Origin of the sequence: Saccharothrix sp. 6-C, from assembly GCF_016695385.1 — a bacterium.
Lineage (GTDB): Bacteria > Actinomycetota > Actinomycetes > Mycobacteriales > Pseudonocardiaceae > Actinosynnema > Actinosynnema texasense.
Genome location: NZ_CP064192.1, coordinates 3,677,871 through 3,698,683 on the forward strand (window position 1 = coordinate 3,677,871; position 20,813 = coordinate 3,698,683).

Below are 20,813 nucleotides of genomic sequence, written 5' to 3' on the forward strand. Positions count from 1 at the left end.
CGAGCGCGCCGAATCCCGGGGCGGCCCCGGACGCGCAGAACCGAGGAGAGAAACGAACCATGAAGAAGTACCTGGTCACCGGTGGGCGCGGGTACATCGGGTCGGTGCTGACACAGCGGCTGTGCCGATCGGGCTCAGAGGTCGTCGTGGTCGACAACGGCCTGGTCGGCGGTCCGGAACTCGACCTGCCCCGGGTCACCTACGTCGACGGCGACGTCCGCGACGTCGGCTCCTGGGACAAGGCGCTCGACGGGGTGGACGCGGTGGTGCACCTGGCGGCGATCGTGGGCGACCCGGCCTGCGCGGTCGACCCGGACACCGCCTGGGAGGTCAACTACCTCGGCACCGTCCGGGTCGCCGAGGCGTGCCGGCGTGCGGGTGTGCGGTCGCTGGTCTTCGCGTCCACGTGCAGCAACTACGGGCTCACGGGGGACGAAGAGGCGGACGTGTGGTCGCCCGTGGCGCCGCAGTCCGCCTACGCCGAATCCAAGGTCAGGTCCGAGCACTACCTGCTCTCGTTGCCCCGGGACGTGCTCTCGTCCCGTCTGCTGCGGTTCGCCACCATCCACGGCCTGTCACCCCGGATGCGGTTCGACCTCGCGGTCAACGTCATGACGGCGGACGCCGTGGCGCGCGCCCGCGTCACCGTGCACGGTGGCACGCAGTGGCGGCCGTTCCTGCACGTCGAGGACGCGGCGGCAGCCGTGCAGCTCGTCCTCCGGGACGGCCGGCCCACCGCGCCCAGCGTCTACAACTGCGGTTTCGGCGAGGAGAACTACCGGATGGACGCCATCGGGGAGCTCATCGCCGGCGAGATCGCCGGTGTCCGCCTGGAGATCCGCAAGGAGCAGACGGACCCACGCGACTACCGGGTGAACTTCGACCCCATCGGGCGAGAGCTGGGCCTCACCTTGGGTCACCGGGTGGTAGACACGGTGCGGGACATCCGGGACGCCATGCTCGACGGGGGGTTCGCGGATTTCGACTCCCCGCGGTACAGCAACTACCTGACCGCACTCGCGAAGCGCGACGACCCCGGCCTCGGCGCAGGCGGCTCCGTCCCGACCTTCCCACCCGACGAGCGCGTTCCGTCATCCACCGGGGGACCCCGACCATGACCGACACCACCGCGGACGCCGCCCGCCCGCCGCGCTTTCCCGAGCTGGTGCCCCTGACCCGCCCGACCGTCGAAGCCGACGCCGGGCTGGCATCGGCCATCGAGGGGATCCTCCGGTCCGGCATGCTCACCAACGGCAGGCACGTGCGCGAGTTCGAGGAGGCCGCGAGCGACTACCTCGGCGTCGGCCACGCGGTCGCGGTGAGCAACTGCACGACCGGCCTGATGCTCGTGCTCCGCTGCCTGGGCCTGACCGGCGACGTCGTCGTGCCGAGCTTCACGTTCATGGCCTCCGGCCACGCGATCGACTGGGCGGGCAACGGGGTCCGCTTCGCCGAGTCCCACCCCCGGACCTGGACCCTCGACCCGGACGCCGTCGCACCGCTGATCGCGCGGGCGGCGGGCGTGATGGCCGTGCACACCTTCGGCGCGCCGTGCGACGCCGACCGGTTGCAGGAACTGTGCGACACCAAGGGCATCCCGCTGGTGCTGGACGCCGCGCACGGCTTCGGCAGCCGTTATCCCGACGGCGTCATGGTGGGCGGCAAGGGCGTGGCCGAGGTGTTCAGCCTCAGCCCGACCAAGACCCTCAGCACCGGGGAGGGCGGGCTGATCACCACGAACGACGCCGCGCTGGCCGCGAAGCTGCGCACGGCACGCGAGTACGGCAACCCGGGCGACTACGACAGCCGCTTCGTCGGGCTCAACGGCCGGATGACCGAGGTGTCCGGCGCGCTGGGCGGGCACGCCCTCAAGGGCTTCGCCCGGTGGATCCACCTCAGGCGGTCCTTGGCCGAGCGCTACCGCACCCGCCTCGGCGGTCTGCCGGGCCTGGAGTTCCAGGAGGTGCCGGCGGGCGCGGTGAGCTCGTACAAGGACCTGGGCGTCCGCGTGGACGGCGCGCGGTTCGGCATGACCCGCGACGAGCTCGCCGAGCGCCTGGCCCGTGAGAACGTCAGCACCCGCAAGTACTTCAGCCCCGCGCTGCACCAGCAGAGGGCCTACCGGGACGTGCCGGTCGACGCGGACCTGTCCGTCACGGAGCACCTGGCGTCGAGCATGATCACGCTGCCGCTGTACTCGCACATGCCGGCGCGCCTCGTGGACGAGATCTGCGACCTCATCGGCGAACTGCACGCGGCCCGTCGATCGATCCAGCGCGGAAGTGGTGGTAGGGCATCATGAACAACTACGTGGCGGACCTGCGCGGGCTGGTCGGCACCCGGCCGCTGATCCTGCCCGGCACGTCGGTCGTGGTCACCGACCCGGCCGGGCGGGTGCTGCTCCTGGAGCGGGTCGACACCGGCGGCTGGGGCCTGCCCGGCGGCCTGATGGAGCCGGGGGAGTCGTTCGAGGAGACCGGGCGGCGCGAGGTGCGGGAGGAGACCGGCCTGGAGGTCGGCGTCCTGAGCCTGCTCGGGATCTTCTCCGGCGCCGAGTACTACTACCGCTACCCGAACGGCGACGAGATCTTCAACGTCACCGCCGCCTACGTGGCCACGCTGCCGCGGGAGGCGACCATCTCGCTGGACACCGCGGAGAACCGCGCGTGGCGCTTCTTCGCCCTGGACGAGATCCCGGCCACCCTGATCACGCCGGAGCGACCCGTCATCGCGGAGTACGCCAAGGTGGCGCGGTGACCGCGCCGGCGCCGGACTACACCGGGTTCATCGAGTCCTGCCTCCGCGAGGCGTCCGACGTGGCCACCCGCATGCGGGGCGTCGGCCGGGCCGCGGTGAAGCCGGACGACGTGAACCAGGTCGTCACCGACGCGGACCTCGCCCTGGGCGCGTTGCTGACCGGGCGGATCGGGGACGAGTACCCGGGGCACGCGATCCTGGAGGAGGAGAGCGGCGGAACCCCCGGCGAGCACGGGACCAGCTGGATCGTCGACCCGTTGGACGGCACGAGCAACTACGCCGTCGGCAGCCCGCTGTACGGGGTGATGATGGCGGTGGTCGGCCCGGACGGCGTGCTCGCCGGCGGCATGGCGCTGCCCGCCTTCGGCACGGTGTACGTCGCCCAGTCCGGTCGCGGGGCCACCCGTGACGGCCGGCCGCTCGAGCCGCTGCCGACCACCGCGCTGGAACACTCCCTGGTGGCGTACGGGATGGACAGGGGACCGGCTGAGCTGATGGCGGCCGAAGGGCGGCTCGTCGCCGCGATCGGCACCGCGTGCCTCGGCGTCCGCATGAGCAACAGCGTCTTCGACCTCTGCATGGTGGCCGAGGGCGCGTACGGCGCGTACGTGCACCGCGGTTGCCGGATCTGGGACGTGGCGGCGGCGGTGTGCGTCCTGGGGGAGTGCGGCGGTCGCTGCACCGACCTCGACGGACGGCCGCTGGACCTCACGCGCCCGCTGGAGAAGGCCGACCGGATCTTCGAGGTCTGCTTCGCCTCGGCCGCCGCGCACCCCTCGCTCGTCACCGCGATCGCCTCGGCGGTCCCCGCACCCGAGGAGGACTGATCGGCGTGACCACCACCCGCCCCGTCCGGCGCGGCCAGGACGCCCGCGTGGGCGTCCTGGCCATGATCATGGGACTGACCTGCGGCTACGACGCCACCGCGATGGCGGGCGCGCTGGCGCTGGTCACGGACCACTTCGCCCTCACCACGACCCAGCAGGGCTCCCTGTACGCCGCCACGGCGGCCGGGTGGATCGTCGGCGCGCTGCTGGGCAGCAGGCTCGTGAACGCGCTCGGCCGCCGCACGACCCTGCTCGGGCTGGCGCTGCTGTACCTGGCGGGCACCGCCTCGGCCGTGACGTCGACGGACCTCGGGTGGCTGGACGCGAGCCGCTTCGTGCAGGGCATCGCGATCGGCATCGCCATCGTGGTGACGCCCATCTTCATCGCCGAGTCGGTCTCCACGCGCGCTCGCGGGCGCACCGCCGTCCTGTACCAGGTGGCGACTTCCCTCGGGTGCGCGATGGGGTACGTCGGCGGCTACTTCCTCGCGGGCGGCGGGCAGTGGCGGCTGATGATCGCCGTGCCCGGTGTCCTCGCCCTCCTCACCGCCCTGTGGCTGACCCGGTTGCCCGAGACCGACCGCTGGCGGCAGCTCCGGGCCGCCGGGCCGATCACCGGCGCCGCGCGGGCGCCGGGCGTCCTGCGCGCCCTGTTCGGCCCGCGCCACCGGACGTTGACGCTGTTCGTCATCGCGCTGGGGTTCTTCGTCCAGGCCACGGGCATCAACGCGATGGTGTTCTTCAGCCCGCGGATCTTCGAGCACATGGGTTACACCGACGCCTTCGGGCTGCTGGTGCTGCCCGGTTCCGTCCAACTCGCGGGCGCGGGCGCGGCGCTGGTCTGCGCGCTGACCATCGACCGGTTCGGCAGGCGACCCGCCCTGCTCACCGGCACCACCCTCATGGGCCTGGGCCACGCCCTGATGGTGCTCGGCTTCGCCGTCGACTCGCCGGAGGTGCCGGGCTTCCTCGGCCTGCTGGTCTTCGTCGTCGGGTTCAACTCCGGGTTCGGGGCACTGGTGTGGGTCTTCGCCGCCGAGGGCTTCCCGGACCACCTGCGCGGCGCCGGGGCGTCGGCGATGCTGCTGACGAACCTCACCACCAACCTGGTCGTGGCCCAGTTCTTCCTCGGCCTGCTCGACGCCGCCGGCGGTCTGGCGACCTACCTCGTCCTCCTGGCCGTCACCGTCGCGGCCTGGCTCTTCGTGTTCTTCCTCGCCCCGGAGACGAAGGGCCGGTCGCTGGACGAAGTCCAGGCCTACTGGGAAGCCGGTCGGCGCTGGCCCGCCGCCGACGACGCACCCGCCGCCCGCACGTGACCGACGGCTCCGACCGATCCCGTCCGGTCGAGGGAGGTGCGGCCCGTGCCGCGGCGCAGTGAGGTCACCTCCGTGCTGGTCATCGGGTCCGGGCCGGTGGACCTGGGCGTCGAGTCCGACCGCGCCGGCGCCCGGGCGTGCCGCGTGCTCAAGGCGGAGGGCCTGCGGGTCGTCCTGGTCGACAGCGACCCGGCGGCCATCACGACCGGGGCAGGATTCGCCGACGCCACCTACGTGGAGCCGGCCACCCTCGACGTGGTCGAGCACGTCATCGCCGCGGAACGCCCGGACGCCCTGCTGACCACCGTCGGCGGCCGGACCGCGCTCGACACGGCCGTCGCCCTGCACGAGTCCGGCGTGCTCGCCCGCTACGGCGTCGAGCTGATCGGCGCCGACCTCGACGCGATCCGGGCGGGCGGGAACCGCGAGGACTTCGAGCGGATCGTCAAAGGCGCGGGCGGCGCCGTCGCCCGCGCCGTCGCCTGCGACACGCTGGAGCAGTGCCACGCCGCCGCGGCGGAGCTCGGCTACCCGGTCTTCGTGCGGACCTCGTCGACGACGGGCCGTTCCGGTTTCGCCGGCGACGAGCGGCAGCTGTCGGCCGTGCTCGGCACCGGGCCAGGCGCACACCGGGTGCTGATCGAGGAGTCGGCCCTCGGCCGGCGGGAGTTCGCGCTCGAACTCCTGCGCGACCGCGACGACGGCGTGATCGTCGTCTGCTCGATGGAGGACGTCGACCCGGTGGGCGCGCACCCCGGCGACTCCCTCGCCGTGGCGCCGGCCATGACGCCGACCGGCCGGGAGGTCCGGCGGATGCGCGAGGTCGCCACCGCGGTGGTCCGCGCGATCGGCGTGGCCGGCCGGTGCACCGTCCGGTTCACCGTCGACCCGCGCACCGGACGCGCGATCGTGGCCGGGGCGACCTTGCACGCGTCCCGCGCCGGCGCGTTCGCCGCCACGGCGACCGGTCTCCCGATCACCGAGATCGCCACCAGGCTCGCGCTCGGTCACACCCTCGACGAGCTGCCCGACTCCGTCGCCGGGGAGACCGCCTTCGGGCCGGGCGCGGAGCACGTCGCGGTGAGGGCGCCGCGGTTCGCGTCCGACGGGTTCCCGACCGCCGACGCGGGCCTCACCGCCCGCACGGAGCCGGTCGGGGAGGCGGTGGCGATCGGCCGGTCCTTCCCGGAAGCGCTCAACAAGGCGCTGCGTGCGCTGGGCGAGGACGGCGGTTCCTTCAGCTGGGTCGGGCCGCCCGGTGACCCGGACGCCTCGGTCGAGGCGAGCCGGCGGCCCACCGGGGCCCGCGTCGGCGCCGTGCACCGGGCCATCCGCGCCGGCGCCGCGGTCGCGGACCTGGCCGCCGCGACCGGCATCCACCCGTGGTTCCTGGACCAGGTCCGGCGGATCGAGGAGGTCGCGCGGGCGGTCGCCGGGCGGGACGGCGCGACCCGGCCGACGTTGCAGCTCGCGAAGCGGCACGGCCTGTCCGACGCGCAGATCGGCGAGCTGCGCGGCCTGGCCGAGGACGAGGTCCGCGCACTGCGCCGGTCGCTGGGCATCAGGCCCGGGTACCGGGCGGTCGACCGGCGCGCGGCGGAGTCCACCGCCCGGTACTCGTCCTACGACGGGGAACCGGGCGCGCCCCGATCCGCCGCACCGAAAGTGGTGATCCTCGGCAGCGGGCCGACGCGGTTCGGCCAAGGCGCCGAGTTCGACCACACGTGCGCGCACGCGAGCGCCGCGCTCGCGGTGGCCGGCTACGAGACCGTGGTGGTCGACGGCGACCCGCGAGCGGCGGCCGTCGACCCGGGCACCGGGCACCGCCTCTACCTCGAACCGCTCACCGTCGAGGACGTGCTGGAGGTGGTGGCCGCCGAACAGGCCACCGGCGAGGTCGCCGGCGTGCTGGTGCAGCTGGGCGGGCAGACCCCGTTGGCCCTGGCCGCACGCCTGGCCGCCGCCGGCGTGCCGGTCGTCGGCGTCAGCCCGGCGGCCATCGACCTGGCCGGGGACCTCGGCGCGCTGTCGGCCGAGGTCGGACTCCCCACCCCGGCGGGCGGCACGGCGACGTCGTTCGCCCAGGCCAAGGCCGCCGCCGACGAGTTCGGCTACCCGGTGCTGGTGCGACCCTCGCACGTGCCCGGCGGACGTGACGCGGAGATCGCCCACGACGAGCGCGCGCTCGCCGCCTCCTTCGAACGAGCCGCCGCCGGCTCCGGGCAGCCGGTGCGGGTCGACCGGTTCCTGGCCGGCGCGATCGAGGTCGACGTCGACGCCCTCCACGACGGCCGCGAGCTGTACCTCGGCGGCGTCATGGAGCACGTCGAGGAGGTCGGCGGCCACTCCGGCGGCTCGGCGTGCACGCTGCCGCCCGTCACCCTGGGCCACGCCGACGTCGTCCGCATCCGTGAGTCCACCCGGGCCCTCGCCCGTCGCATCGGGGTGCGCGGGCCGCTGAACGTCCGGTACGCGCTCGCCGCAGGCGTCCTGCACGTGGTGGAGGTGCACCCGGGAGCCGGTCGCACCGTCCCGTTCGCGGCCGCGGCCACCGGCGTGCCGCTGGCCGCGGCCGCCGCCCGGGTGGCGCTCGGGTCCGGCATCGCGGAACTGCGCGCCGAAGGTCTGCTGCCCGCCGCCGGGGACGCCGGCACCCCGCGCCCGGACGCCGCGATCGCGGTCAGGCAGGCGGTGTCGCGGTGGAGCCGGTCCCGCACCCCCGACGGGGACGGCGCCGATGCCCATCACCGCGCCGGCGCGGTGATGGGCATCGGGGCGACCTTCGGCGTCGCCTACGCCAAGGCGCAGGCCGCCGCCCGGGCCCCGCTACCCGTTGTCGGGCGGGTGTTCGTGTCGGTGGCGAACCGCGACAAGCGGGCCGTGATCTTCCCGGTGAAGGCGTTGGTCGACGCCGGTTTCGAGGTCCTGGCCACCGCCGCTACCGCGCAGGTGCTGCACCGCGGCGGTGTGGCCGTCACGGTCGTCCGCCCGCCCGGCGACGGACCCGACGGCGAGCCGTCCATCGTGGACCGCGTCCTGGCCGGCGAGGTCGACCTCGTCGTCAGCACCTCGTCCGGGCGACCCGACGGCTCCGAGGTCCGCGCCGCCGCGACGAGGCGAGGCATCCCGTGCGTCACCACCGTCCAGGGCCTGGCCGCCACCGTGCAGGGCATCGAGGCCGTCAGTCGCGGCCACGCGGTGGTCACCCCGCTCCGGGAACACCTCGGCGGACAGCCGGGCGGGGTGACCGTCCCGAGTCGGTTCCCGTCCTCCGCCGAGGCCGGGCGACACCTCGTCGGTGTCGCGGTCGACCGGCCGCGGTAGCTCCGCCCGGCTGTCCGCGATCCTGCGCCCGCCCGGTCACCCGCGGCAGCCCCGATCATTGCCCGAAAGGGCGTTATCCCCGGCTGTCGCGCACTCCTAGCGTGGCGTGAGTTCCGGCAACCCCTTAGGAGCGCCCGTGTCCCAGCAGCCCAAGTTCACCGCCCACCACTCGGCAGTCCTCGACGCGAGTCCCGCGCACGTGTGGCAGGAGGTGCGCGACTTCGCCGGCTTCGTGCACCTCGTCTTCGGCAACGCGGTGAAGGACGTCGGCTGGGTCGGCAAGTCGTCGGCTGCCACCGTGCCCGCCAAGATCGAGTTCACGCTCCTGCCCGGCAACGACCTCGTCACCGAGGAGGTCGTCGGCCGCGACGAGCTGACCCGGTCCCTCACCTACCGCACGATCGGTCAGGCCCTCAGCCTCTACGACTACGTCTCCACCTACCGCGTCCTGCCGGTGACGAACGACCACGGCCGGTGCTTCATGGAGTGGTCCCACGAGTTCAAGGTCGTCGACAACGCCGACCCCGCGTTCCTGCCGTCGTTCCTCGACATGGTGGCGGGCGAGATGGACACGGTGCAGGCGTACTTCGCCCAGTGACCGACCGCGGGCACCCGCACCGACCTCGACGCGGTGCTCGACCGGAGGATGCCGGTCGAGCACCGCGTCGCGTGCTCGGTGAGGGTCAGGTCGGTGGAGGAGCCACGGCCCGGACGCGGTGTCGCATCCGGAGACCGCGCCGGACCGACGTCGCGGGGGTGCGGGAGAAGGAGCCGCGCGGGGGTGCGGCCCCTCCCCGTCGTCCCCCCGGGGATGCCGGGCGGCGGCCAACCCGCCTGACCCGCCCGGCTGGTGTCCGGCCGTCGGGGTGCCGAACACCCCACAGCGTCGCGCACCCGTGCGGAAGTCCGCATCCGCAAACCTCCGTATGTGCCTCCGTATCCGCGATGACGTGATCATGTCCACCGATCTCCGTACGCTGTCGCCGGGAATACGGAGAGCGGTGGATGCGCGGCGTGTGGCGCTCACACGAAAGTGGACGCCGCAGCACCCGATCGCATCACAAGGAGAAGACGTGCAGCTGACCGCGGAGTTCGCCCCGGACCGACAGGCCCTCGTCGGCGGCCCGCTGCGCGGATGGCAACACCACGCCCACGAGGACGAGTTGGCCCGCCGCGGCCCCGTGCACGCGGCGGAGCTGCCCAACGGCCTGGAAGTCCTGGTCACCACCATGGGCCTGGAGGCGACCCGCGCGCTGCTGGGCGACGACCGGCTGGCCAAGGACGCCGCCGGGCTGCGCGCCGCGATGCAGGACCAGCTGGCGCGCAAGGGCCGGCCGACCGACCTGTCGCGGATCATCGGCCCCTCGATGCTCAACACCGACCCGCCGCACCACCGCAAGCTGCGCGCGCTGGTCTCGCAGGCGTTCACGCCGCGCCGCGTCACCGCCCTGCAGCCGGTCGTGGAGAAGACCGCGCGGGAGCTGGTCGAGGCCCTGCCGAACGACGCCGACCTGATCGAGGGCCTGGCGTTCCCGCTGCCGCTCGCGGTGATCTGCGACCTGCTCGGCGTGCCCGCCGGGGACCGCGACCAGCTGCACCACTGGACCGCGGCGATGATGACCGAACGGCCCGAGCTGGTCGTGCCCGCCTCCGACGCCATGTTCGGCTACCTGGCCGGCCTGATCGAGTACAAGCGGGACCAGCCGGACGACGCCCTGCTCAGCGGCCTCGTGCAGGCGCAGGTCGACGGCGAGCGGCTGACGCCCGAGGAACTGCTGACCACGGCGATCCTGCTCGTCGTCGCGGGGCACGAGACGACGACCGGCCTCATCGGCAACGCCGCGGTCGCGCTGCTCTCCACGCCGGGCGCGTGGGACGCGCTGGGCGACGACACGGTGGCCGCCGCGGTCGAGGAGTCGGCCCGCTGGGACCCGCCGGTGCGCGTCACGCCGCACTACCGCGCGAAGACGGACGTCGAGCTGCCCGGCGGCGTGATCCCGGAGGGGTCGGTGGTGATGATCGGCCTCGGCACGGCCGGTCGCGACCCGCTGGTGCACGGCCCGACCGCCGACCGGTTCGACCCGACGCGGAGGCAGGTCGGCGGCAACGCGGCGCTGGGGCACGCGGCGTTCGGGCACGGCGTGCACTACTGCCTGGGGCACATGCTGGCGCGGATCGAGGCACGGGCCGCGCTGATGGCGTTGCGGACGCGGGCGCCGGGGGCCCGGCTGCTGGTGGACCCGTCGGAGCTGGAGCGCGGCGACAAGGTCGTGCCCAACACGTTCGCCTCGGTGCCCGCGCTGCTGGAGCCGTGACGGCTCAGTCCACCAGGCCGCGCCGGTGGGCGTAGACCACGGCCTGCACGCGGTCGCGCAGGTCGAGCTTGGTGAGGATGCGCGACACGTACGTCTTGACGGTCTCGTGGCTGAGCACCAGCGCGGCGGCGATCTCGCTGTTGGACAGGCCGTCGGCGATCAGCCGCAGCACCTGCAGCTCGCGGGGCGCCAGCGGCACGTCGCCGCGGGCGCCCTCGGCGGGCCGGATGCGGGTGGCGTACCGGCCGACGAGCTGCCGCGTCACCTCGGGGTCCAGCAGCGCCGCGCCGGCGGCGACGGTGCGGATGCCGTGCAGCAGCTGGGCGGGCGGCGCGTCCTTGAGCAGGAACCCGCCCGCTCCCGCGCGCAGCGCCTCGTACACGTACTCGTCCAGGTTGAACGTCGTCACCACGAGCACCTTGACGGGATCCGCCACGCCGGCGCCGGCCAGCAGGCGGGTGGCCTGGATGCCGTCGAGGACCGGCATCCGCACGTCCATCACCACCACGTCCGGGCGCAGCCGGCCGGCGAGGTCGACCGCGGCCCGCCCGTCGCCGCACTCGCCGACCACCTCGAGGTCCGGCTGGGCGTCGATGATCGTCGCGAAGCCGGTGCGGATGAGCGCCTGGTCGTCGCAGACCAGGACGCGCAGCGGGGCCGTCACGGCGTGCGGCCGGCGGGGATGCGGGCCTGGACGACGAAGCCGCCGCCCGGTCGCCGGCCCGCGTCGAACTCGCCGCCGAGCACGTCGACCCGTTCGCGGAGCCCGACCAGGCCGCGCCCGCTCCCTCCCGGTGACGTGGTGCTCGGACCCTCGGTGGTCACCTCCACGGCGATCTCCCCCTCCCGGTGCCGGACGTGGACGGCGGTGCGGCTGCCGCGGGCGTGCTTGAGCGCGTTCGTCAACGCCTCCTGCACCACCCGGTACGCCGTGACCTCGGCGCTGCCGGTCGTCTCGGGCGGGTCGCCGTCCTGGCGGAACTCGACCGGCTGACCGGCCGACCGGATCCGCTCGACGAGGGCGCCCAGCTCGCCGACGGGGCCCGTGCCCGGGTCGACGCCGTGGTCCGGGTTGAGCAGGTCGAGCAGGTGCCGCAGGTCGCCGATGGCGCGGCGGCCGGTGTCGGTCACCGCGGTCAGCGCCTGGTCGAGGCGATCGGGGGCGGCGGTCAGGTAGCGCGCGGCCTCGGCCTGCACCACCATGGCCGTCACGTGGTGGGTCACCACGTCGTGCAGCTCGCGCGCGATGCGCGTGCGTTCGGCGACCCGGGTGGTCTCGGCGACGTGGCGGCGGTGTTCGGCCTCGGTCGTCCGGAACATCCGCAGCCACGACCCGGCGCCCCACGCGATGGCCAACGCGATGGAGAACGTCGCGTACCCCACCAGGGGCTCGCCCGGCGCGAGCCGTTCGACCGCGACCGCCAGCGGCACGTACGCCGCGATCAGCAGGACCGCCGCGGTCTTCCGGTGGCTTCCCAGGTGGGCGCCCGCGCTCAGCAGCGCGATGGGCAGCGCGGTGCCCGCGGCGGTGTGGTAGCCGCGGAGCTGGTCGACGGCGAAGCCGAGCGACACCAGGACGAGGCACACGGCCGGCCACCGCCGGCGCACCGCGATCGGGAGGGCTTCGAGTGCGATCACCCCGACGGTCAGCGCGTCGAAGGGCCGGTGGGGCAGGTCGCCGAGCTGCGTCCCGTAGTCGTTCAGCCCCGGCAGGAACGCCGTGGCGGCGATCAGCAGGGCGAACGGGAGATCGCGCACCACGACGTGACACCGCCGCCACAGGTCCTGAGCCCCGCGGAGGTCGATCACCCGGCGAGCGTAGCGGTCGGGGCGTCGGCCTCCGCGCGGCGGCGGCGCGGGACGAGGTGACCGCGCCGGCGGGCCAGCCACAGGAACACGACCGTCAGCGCCGCCCCGGCCGCCACCGCGAACCCGCTCGCCTCGGGACCGAAGTCGCCGCCGGTGAGCGGGGTCGGGCCGGAGAACGTCGCGTCCAGCAGGCCCCGGGTCGTGTCGTTGCCCGAGACCTCGGCGGCGAAGATGCCCGAGAGGGCGAAGTTCCAGCCGAGGTGCAGCCCGATCGGCACCCACAGGGTGCGGGTGGCGGCGTAGGCGGCGGCGAGCATGAAACCCGCTTCGATCGCGATGGCGGTCGCGCCCCACAGGCTCGCGTTCGGGTTGACCAGGTGCGCCAGGCCGAACACCACACCGCTCAGCAGCAACGCGATCCAGGTGCCGGTGCGTTCCTCGACGATCCGGAACAGCACGCCCCGGAAGAGCAGCTCCTCGGTCACGGCGGCGGCCGCCATGAAACCGACCAGCGACACCGCGCCGGTCACCGAGCCGAGACCGGCGACCGAGTAGCCGCCCAGCGTGGCGATGGCCGCGATGACCGACCCGCACATCAGCACACCGATCACCAGGCCCCGGCCGGTCGCGGCGACGGCCCCGCTCCCGGCCACCTCCGCGGGCGCCCGCCGTTCGGTGCGCCGCACCACCCACGCGTAGACGAGCAGGGCGAGCACCGCCGTGGCGAGCCCGATCACCAGCGTGAGCCACGGATCGCCCTGCACGGCGGCGACGCCCTGGTTGCCGGCGAAGGCGACCGCGGCGACGGCCGACAGTTGCAGTACCACGCGCATTACGACTCCTCAGTCCGGTCCGCGACCGTCCAGCCGCGGACCGGACGGACGCTACGGATCCGACGCCGCCGAATCGTCACCGCGCAGAGGACAGTCGCGGGTAGCTCGCACGGGGGACAAGACCCTCCGGCCGCGCGTCCCCGCACGCCAGGGGCGCAACGCCCACTCCCGGCTCAGCGACCCGCCCACCCGCCCCCGGACCCGGCCGAGGCCGCGTGACGAACCGTCACCAGTCCAGTTCGAAGTCCCGGTGGTCGTCGGGATCGACCACCGCGACGAGCTCGTTCCCCGGCTTCAGGTGGGGGTCGTACCTGGTGTCGTGCTCGACCACGAACTCGGGCACGTCCGGGCCCTTGATCAGGAGCCGGACGCGGACCGTGGGGTCCTCGCTGATCGGCTCCACGGACAGGACCACGGCGGTCGCCGGCAGCCCCACCTCGTCCAGGCGCAGCAGCCGCCGGGCGGCGCGTGTGACCGCCCGCCACACGGCGATGCCCAGCGGCAGCAGCACCGCGGTGAGCACGATGCCGAGGGCGCCGCCGTCGCCGGCCGCGTAGACGACCGGTCCGGTGGCCATCAACGCCACGGCGAACAGGCGCGGGACCACGTTGCCGCCCCGTGCTTCGACGAACCCGTCCTCCGTCATTCCGTCACCTCGATCGGGTCCGGACCACCCGCCCGACCTGACCGGTCACCTGGTGGGAGGACGCGGCACTAGTCGGCCATGCTCGCCAGCAGCGAGATCAGCTGGTGGCGGCTGCTGATCTCGAGCTTGCGGTAGATCCGGGTCAGGTGCGTGTGCACGGTCGCGGGGGAGATCACCAGCCTGGTGGCGACCTCCGGGTTGGACAGCCCGTCGCCGACCAGCTTGGCCACGTTCCACTCGGCCGGTGTCAGGCCGCCCGGCCGGCGGTCCGGTTCCGCTGTCGGCACCTCGTCGAGAACGACGGCCAGCGCCTGCTCCACCGACTCCGCCGGCCCCGCGTACGCCCGCGCGTACTCGTCCTCGCCGAGCACCGCCTTGGCCCGCGCCACGGCCTGCGCGGTGACCCAGGCGAACGGCACCAGGCCGTCGACCCGGACGCCGGTCACCCGGTGCAGCCCGTGCGCCAGCCCCAGCATCCGGGCGGCGGCGGAACCGTCGCCGGCCCGCGAGTGCGCCCACCCCAACGCCTCGATCGACCACAGCGGACCCCACTTGTCGCGGATCTCCCGCTGCACCCGCAGGCCTTCCATCAGCACGTCCAGCGCGCCGACCGGGTCGCCCCACCGCGTCTGCACCACACCGCGGCACCAGTGCGCCCAGCTGATGCCCCACAGCGCGCCGAGCCGCTCGCACTCGGCGTGGAACTCCTCGGCCGCGGTCTCGGCCTGCTCACGGGAACCGAGCAGCACCAGCGACACGGTCAGCATGATGTGCGCGAGGTGGTGGTCCACCGCGAACGCGGGACCGAGCGCGCCGAACTCCTCGTGGGCCTGCCGCAGCAGCTCGACACCGTCGACCGCGCCCAACGCCAGCACGGCGTACGCGCCGCGCACGAACGTCACCGCGGGCACCGGCCCGCCCACCTCGCGGGCCATGGCGTCGGCCTCGTCCACCCGTCGCGCGACGAGCTCCCGCTCCACGCCGAGGCACAGCGCGATCCACGCGTCGAGGGCGATGGCGCTGGCCCGCAACGGGTCCGGCGCCGAGGAGAGCGGGTCCGGCGGCGTGGCGGCGAGCGCGCGTCCCAGCCACAGCCGTTCTTCGGGTAATCGACCGGCGTAGGTGTACCAGCGGGTGCGGGCCAGGTCGACGCTCATCAGCAGGCCGGCGTGGGCGGTGGCGGGGTCGCGGATCAGGTCGTTGAGCACCACGCGGTGGTTGGCCATGTCCGCGTCGACCGCCGCCAGCAGCGCGGCCTCGTTGTGCCCGGCGAACGACTCGGCCAACCGCGCCGCCTCGCGCCGGAAGTAGTCCTGGTGCCGCTGCCGCACGTCGTCGACCTCGCCGGCGGACGTGAGCCGGGCCGCGCCGTGCTGCCGCAACGGCTCCAGCAGGTGGTAGCGGCTGCGGTCGGCGGACGGCAGCGCGATCGACTTGTCCAGCAGCCCGGCCAGCGCGTCGGCGACCTCGTCGACGGCCAGCCCGTCGCCCGCGCACACGGCCTCGGCGGCGGTCAGGCTGAACCCGCCCTCGAACACCGACAGCCGCGCCCACAGCAGGCGTTCGGCGGGCGTGCAGTGCGCGTGGCTCCAGTCGATCAGCGCGGCCATGGTCTGGTGGTGCTCGACCGCGGTCGTGTCGTTGGCCGTGAGCACGCGCATCACGTCGTCGAGCCGGTCGGCCAGCAACGACACCGGCATGGAGCGCATCCGCACCACGGCCTGCTCGATGGCCAGCGGGATGCCCGACACGCGGCGCAGCACGCGCACCACGTGCGGCCAGTTCTCCGGCGTGACCCGCCAGCCCGGCATGCTCGCCTCGGCCCGGTCCACCAGCAGCGCCACGGACTCGTGGTCGAGGTCCATCGGCGCGTCCTCGGCGGGCACGTCCAGCGGCGGCACCATGACCAGCACCTCGCCGGGCACCCGCAGCCGGGCCCGGCTGGTGGCCAGCACCCGCACGCCGGGCGCGGCGCCGAGCACCGCGCGCACCAGCTGGGCGACCGGCTCGACCAGGTGCTCGCAGTTGTCCAGCACCAGCAGCACCTGCCGCGGCCGCAGGTAGTCGACCAGCGTCTCCAGCGGGGTCGTGGTCGCCTGGTCGGGCACGCCGACGGCGCTCAACACCACCTGGGCCAACAACTCCGGGTCCCCGCCGCGCGCCGACGCCAGCTCGATCACCCGGACGCCGTCGTCGTACGCGCGCTGCACCTGCGCCGCCAGTTCCAGCGCCAGCCGGGTCTTGCCGCCGCCGCCCACGCCGGTGAGCGTGATCAGCGGGGCGAGCCCGATCCGCCGGCGCAGCTCGGCCAGCAGATCCTTGCGGCCGACGAACGAACTCAGCGCCCGCGGCACGACACCGCCTCCCGCTGCCCGCTCGGTCATCCGGACACCGTACGACATCGGCCTGCGCGCGTCCCGTGAGATCGACGAAGCGACATACGGGCGAACATCTTCGCAAAGTCTTGCAGAGCTCGCTCGACATCCACGCTCGTCAAGCCGTTTACACCTCTCTTGAGCCGGGGCTAGCCTGCAAACAATTGCACTACCTTGCGCAATGGAGCGTGACGGGAGCAGTGATGCGAGCGAGATCGCGACGACTGACCGCCTTCCTCGTGACCCTCGGGCTGACCGGGGCGGTGTGGACCGCGCCGGGCAGTTCCGCCGAGGGACGGACGACCACGACGGCCACCGCCGCGGCGGTGAACAGCACTACGGTCTTCTACCGCCTGCCTTCGGGTTGGCCGGTCGCCAACGTGCACTACCAGCCGCGCAACGGCCCGTGGACCGCCGTGCCGGGCGAGCGCATGGAACCGGCGGCGTGCGCGGGCTGGGTGCGCCGGACCGTGCCGCTGGGCGACGCCACCGGCCTGGTCGCGGTGTTCAACAACGGCTCGGGCACCTGGGACAACAACAACGGGCGGAACTACGGCCTGGGCACCGGTGACGTCACGGTCGCCGCCGGCGTGGTCGGCGTCGGGAACCCGTGCGGGTCCGGCCCCGATCCGGAGCCCGACCCCGGTCCCACGGCCAACGCGGAGGTCTACTACTCCACCAAGACCAGGAACTGGACCGCGACCCGGATCCACTACCAGCCGACCGGCGGCACGTGGACCGCCGTGCCGGGCGTGGCGATGGAGCAGGTGTGCCCGGACTGGGCGCGCGCCTCGATCGACCTCGGCCAGGCCGCCGGTCTCAGGGCCGCGTTCAACAACGGCTCCGGCCAGTGGGACAACAACAACGGCGCCGACTACGCGTTGCGGACGGGGCGCAGCACCGTGAAGGACGGCGTGGTCACGCCGGACGCGACCGATCCCTGCGGACCCCCTGCCCCGCAGGACACCGTCGCGCCGAGCGTCCCCGCCGGTCTGCGGGCCACGGCGTCCGCGCTCACCGTCTCGCTGACGTGGACGGCGTCCACCGACAACGTCGCGGTGGCCGGCTACGAGGTCACCCGCACGGGCGGCGCGCTGGGCACGGTGGTGCGCAACACCGGCTCGGTGGGCTTCGCCGACGGCCCGCTCACCGCGAACACGACCTACACCTACGCGCTCAAGGCCTACGACGCGGCGGGCAACAAGTCCGCGTCCACCGCTTCCGTCGCGGTGACCACGGGCGACGTGCCGCCCGCCCCACCGGGCGGCACGCCGTTGGGCGGCGACCCGCGCGAGGACTCGATCTACTTCGTGATGACCGCCCGCTTCAACGACGGCGTGCCGGCCAACAACCGGGGCGGCAGCCAGCACGTGCGCTCCGGCAACGCGGCCGGCGGCGACCCGATGTTCCGCGGCGACTTCCAGGGCCTGGTCGACAAGCTCGACTACATCAAGGGCCTCGGCTTCTCCGCCGTCTGGATCACCCCGGTCGTGCTCAACCGCTCGGACTACGACTTCCACGGCTACCACGGCTGGGACTTCTACCGCGTCGACCCGCGCCTGGAGACACCCGGCGCCACCTACCAGGACCTGATCCACGAAGCGCACGCGAAGGGCCTGAAGATCTACCAGGACGTGGTCTACAACCACAGCTCGCGCTGGGGCGCGAAGGGCCTGTTCCAGGCGAAGGTGTTCGGCGTCCGCGACGACCAGTGGTCCTGGTACTACGACCAGCCGGTGCAGGGCTTCGAGTACGACGGCCTGACCATCGACCCGACCACCGGCAAGTCCTACTACAACGGCGACCTGTGGTCGTCCACGGAGCCCACCGGGAACACCTGCGTCGACTGGGGCGAGCCGACCCGGCACACCAGCCCCGAGGGCTACCGGATCTACGGCTGCCAGTGGCCCAGCCCCACCTCGGGCATGTTCCCCGCCCAGCTCTACCACCGCTGCTGGATCGGCAACTGGGAGGGCGAGGACTCCCGGTCCTGCTGGCTGCACGAGGACCTGGCCGATTTCGACACCGAGAACCCGATCGTGCAGAAGTACCTGGTCGACGCCTACAACCGGTTCATCGACATGGGCGTGGACGGGTTCCGGGTCGACACCGCCGTGCACATCCCCCGGGTGACCTGGAACCGCCGGTTCCTGCCCGCGATCCAGCAGCACGCCACCGCGAAGTTCGGGGACAAGGGCCGCGACTTCTTCGTCTTCGGCGAGGTCGCGGCGTTCGTCAACGACAAGTGGAACCGCGGCTCGGTCAACCACTCGGCGCAGTTCTTCACCTGGAAGGAACGCCGCGAGTACAGCGCCGACGACGCCACCGCCGCCCTGGAGCAGTACGAGTACGAGCAGGGCCAGGGCACCGGCGGGCAGCCGACGAGCCGCAACGCGTTCCTCGACGGCAACGCCTACCACGCGCCGGACCACTCGAAGTCCTCCGGCATGGACATCATCGACATGCGCATGCACATGAACTTCGGCGACGCGAACAACGCGTTCTGGAACGCGAAGGACTCCGACGACTCCACCAACGACGCCACCTACAACGTGACGTACGTGGACTCGCACGACTTCGGGCCGAACAAGTCCAGCGTGCGCTACGCGGGCGGCACGGACGCGTGGGCGGAGAACATGAGCCTGATGTGGACGTTCCGGGGCATCCCGACGCTCTACTACGGCTCGGAGGTCGAGTTCCAGGCGGGCAAGCCGATCGACTGCGGCCCCACCTGCCCGCTGGCGACGACCGGTCGGGCGTACTACGGCGACCACCTCGCCGGGCAGGTGACCGCGTCGGACTACGGCGTGGTGTCCTCCGCGTCCGGGCAGGTCGCGACCACGTTGCAGAAGCCGCTGGTCAAGCACGTGCAGCGGCTCAACCGGATCCGCCGCGCGGTGCCGGCGCTGCAGAAGGGGCAGTACTCGACGGACGGCGTGTCCGGCGGGATGGCGTTCAAGCGCCGCTACACGTCGGGGTCGGTGGACAGCTTCGCGCTGGTCGCGATCTCCGGTTCGGCGACGTTCACCGGCGTGCCCAACGGCACGTACCGCGACGCCGTCACCGGTGACACGAGGACGGTCACCACGGGCTCGCTGACCGCGAACCCCGGCGGCAAGGGCAACGCCCGCGTCTACGTCCTGGACCTGCCGGGCAACCCGGCGCCGGGCAAGGTCGGCGCGGAGGGCCCGTACCTGAAGTGACCTCCGGCGGGCGGGCGTGCCCTCTCCCACCGCCCGCCCGCCGGGTCCACACCTTCGGGTGACGTCGTGACACGCGCGCCGTCCCAGGAGCGATCTCAAGGGCACGAGGCATCGCGACAGGCGGTGGTGTCGACCCGCCGGGGAGGTCGGCCATGGGCACGTCGAGAGAGGAACGACGCCGGCGGGTGCAGGCGTTCGCGGCGTCGGGCGTCCCGGCCGCCACGGGCGTCGCGACCAACCTCGCCACCGAGTGGAAGAACGACGTCGTCGCCTGGTCGGCGGTGCTGGTGCTGACCGTCGGGTCCGGGGTGCTCGCGCTCGTCCTGGGCCGGCCCGCCGAGCGGGCGACGAGCGCGGTCGCGCGCCGGCGCGGCCACGTCGCGCACCGCTCCCGGGCCCCGCGCCGCCGGGTCCGGTCCTCCCGCCCGACCACGAGGCCCGGGGGAGCGCGCGGCGCGGGTCAGGCCCAGGCCAGCACCGACTCCACCTCGACGTCCAGCTCCGACACCGGGATGTGGCCGAACTGCTCCACCACGACCCGGCCGTCACGGCGCCGCCACGTGCCGCGCACCTGCCCGTCCACGACGACGTGCGGTCCCACGGTCCGCACCAGGGGCGCGTGCAGGGGGTCGAGCAGCAGGGTCCGGTCGGAGTAGCCGAGCAGGAACGTGTCGAACGGGCCGAGCAGGCGGACCGTGCCGTCGAGGTCGGCGGCGTCGGTGGCGGGCAGCTGCCAGCCGTGCCCGCCCCGCACCAGCTCGTCGAACGGGAACGCGGCGCCCACCTCGGCCTCGGGCAGGCCGCTCCACGCGGTGAAGTCCTCGACCGTCGCGGGGCCGTAGGCGCGCAGGTAGCGGCGGACCAGCTCGGCGACGCCGCGCGGCTCGTCGTCCTCGGCGCGGGGGAGCAGCCGGTAGGTCGACTCGCCCGCGCCGACCAAGCCCTTGTTGGCGGCGTGGGCCAGCAGGTAGGCGGGGGCGGGGGAGGCCGGGTCGAGGACCACGCCGACGTCGGCGAGCCGGGCGACGACCTGCGGCCTGGTCAGCGGTTCGGTCAGCACCTCCCGCAGGGCGTCCAGCGCCCGCGCGCACACGTCGTCGGTCAGGCCGAGCTCCAGCCGCCGTCGCCGGGAGCGGGCCGCGTTCACCGGGCCGAGCAGCCCCACCAGCCAGCCGACGTCCTCCCGGCGCAGCAGGTGCACCGCGCCGCGCATCGCGCACGTCCGCACGACGTCGCCGGCGGCGAGCGCGGCGCGCAGGTCGGCGGGCGTGACGCCGGTGGTGCGGGCCCGCACCGCGAGACCCGCGGCCGCGGTGTCCTGCGCCTGCACGGCGAGCACGTCGCGCAGCAGTTCGGGCAGCGAGCGGGCAGGGGTCGTCAGGCGTTGCGCCCGCATGCGCAGCGC

15 protein-coding genes are annotated in these 20,813 nt (G+C 73.8%); 9 read left to right on the forward strand and 6 right to left on the reverse strand.

Features of this window, described 5'->3' with window-relative positions:
* The first annotated feature begins 59 nt into the window (after window positions 1-59).
* The 8 genes from IOD16_RS15705 to IOD16_RS15740 all read left to right on the forward strand — a co-directional run bounded on the left by IOD16_RS15705 (window position 60) and on the right by IOD16_RS15740 (window position 10,542).
* Window positions 60-1,118, forward strand: a complete 1,059-nt coding sequence (locus IOD16_RS15705) for an NAD-dependent epimerase/dehydratase family protein (protein WP_201440650.1) — start codon at window positions 60-62, stop codon at window positions 1,116-1,118.
* On the forward strand, window positions 1,115-2,302 hold the full coding sequence (locus tag IOD16_RS15710; RefSeq protein ID WP_201440651.1) for a DegT/DnrJ/EryC1/StrS family aminotransferase: 1,188 nt from the start codon (window positions 1,115-1,117) through the stop codon (window positions 2,300-2,302). Before IOD16_RS15705 ends, IOD16_RS15710 begins: the two co-directional genes overlap by 4 nt.
* The gene (locus tag IOD16_RS15715; protein WP_201440652.1) at window positions 2,299-2,757 is read left to right on the forward strand and encodes an NUDIX hydrolase; all 459 of its coding nucleotides are present in this window, start codon (window positions 2,299-2,301) and stop codon (window positions 2,755-2,757) included. Before IOD16_RS15710 ends, IOD16_RS15715 begins: the two co-directional genes overlap by 4 nt.
* A complete protein-coding gene (locus tag IOD16_RS15720) occupies window positions 2,754-3,584 on the forward strand; it encodes an inositol monophosphatase family protein (RefSeq protein ID WP_201440653.1) in 831 nt (276 codons plus the stop codon). The genes IOD16_RS15715 and IOD16_RS15720 overlap by 4 nt, the downstream gene beginning before the upstream one ends.
* Before the next feature lie 5 nt (window positions 3,585-3,589).
* Window positions 3,590-4,903 (forward strand): MFS transporter, encoded by a 1,314-nt coding sequence (locus IOD16_RS15725; RefSeq protein WP_201440654.1) that lies wholly within the window; start codon window positions 3,590-3,592, stop codon window positions 4,901-4,903.
* 45 nt (window positions 4,904-4,948) lie between these two features.
* Window positions 4,949-8,227, forward strand: coding sequence for a carbamoyl-phosphate synthase large subunit (carB, locus tag IOD16_RS15730; RefSeq protein ID WP_201440655.1), 3,279 nt, complete (start codon window positions 4,949-4,951; stop codon window positions 8,225-8,227).
* 136 nt (window positions 8,228-8,363) lie between these two features.
* A complete protein-coding gene (locus tag IOD16_RS15735) occupies window positions 8,364-8,825 on the forward strand; it encodes an SRPBCC family protein (protein WP_170184921.1) in 462 nt (153 codons plus the stop codon).
* A 475-nt stretch (window positions 8,826-9,300) separates the two neighbouring features.
* Window positions 9,301-10,542: a cytochrome P450 gene (locus IOD16_RS15740; protein WP_201440656.1), complete on the forward strand. Its 1,242-nt coding sequence runs from the start codon at window positions 9,301-9,303 to the stop codon at window positions 10,540-10,542.
* 4 nt (window positions 10,543-10,546) lie between these two features.
* Here IOD16_RS15740 and IOD16_RS15745 read toward each other — a convergent pair whose 3' ends face one another.
* From IOD16_RS15745 to IOD16_RS15765, 5 genes are all read right to left on the reverse strand, one after another.
* A complete protein-coding gene (locus IOD16_RS15745) occupies window positions 10,547-11,206 on the reverse strand; it encodes a response regulator (RefSeq protein ID WP_201440657.1) in 660 nt (219 codons plus the stop codon).
* Window positions 11,203-12,351 carry a sensor histidine kinase gene (locus IOD16_RS15750; RefSeq protein WP_201440658.1) on the reverse strand — a complete coding sequence of 383 codons (1,149 nt, stop codon included), beginning with the start codon at window positions 12,349-12,351 and terminating at the stop codon, window positions 11,203-11,205. The genes IOD16_RS15745 and IOD16_RS15750 overlap by 4 nt, the downstream gene beginning before the upstream one ends.
* Window positions 12,348-13,184, reverse strand: a complete 837-nt coding sequence (locus tag IOD16_RS15755; RefSeq protein WP_201440659.1) for a CPBP family intramembrane glutamic endopeptidase — start codon at window positions 13,182-13,184, stop codon at window positions 12,348-12,350. The genes IOD16_RS15750 and IOD16_RS15755 overlap by 4 nt, the downstream gene beginning before the upstream one ends.
* Before the next feature lie 226 nt (window positions 13,185-13,410).
* Entirely contained in the window at window positions 13,411-13,830 is a 420-nt protein-coding gene (locus tag IOD16_RS15760) for a hypothetical protein (protein ID WP_201440660.1), read from the reverse strand.
* 68 nt (window positions 13,831-13,898) lie between these two features.
* Entirely contained in the window at window positions 13,899-16,214 is a 2,316-nt protein-coding gene (locus tag IOD16_RS15765) for a helix-turn-helix transcriptional regulator (RefSeq protein ID WP_170184922.1), read from the reverse strand.
* A gap of 194 nt (window positions 16,215-16,408) precedes the next feature.
* Here IOD16_RS15765 and IOD16_RS15770 point away from each other — a divergent pair, with 194 nt between their 5' ends.
* Window positions 16,409-19,408 carry a carbohydrate binding domain-containing protein gene (locus IOD16_RS15770; RefSeq protein WP_201440661.1) on the forward strand — a complete coding sequence of 1,000 codons (3,000 nt, stop codon included), beginning with the start codon at window positions 16,409-16,411 and terminating at the stop codon, window positions 19,406-19,408.
* 460 nt (window positions 19,409-19,868) lie between these two features.
* Here the strand turns inward: IOD16_RS15770 and IOD16_RS15775 are convergent, their stop codons facing one another.
* A complete protein-coding gene (locus IOD16_RS15775) occupies window positions 19,869-20,804 on the reverse strand; it encodes a winged helix DNA-binding domain-containing protein (protein ID WP_201440662.1) in 936 nt (311 codons plus the stop codon).
* Window positions 20,805-20,813: the final 9 nt, after the last annotated feature.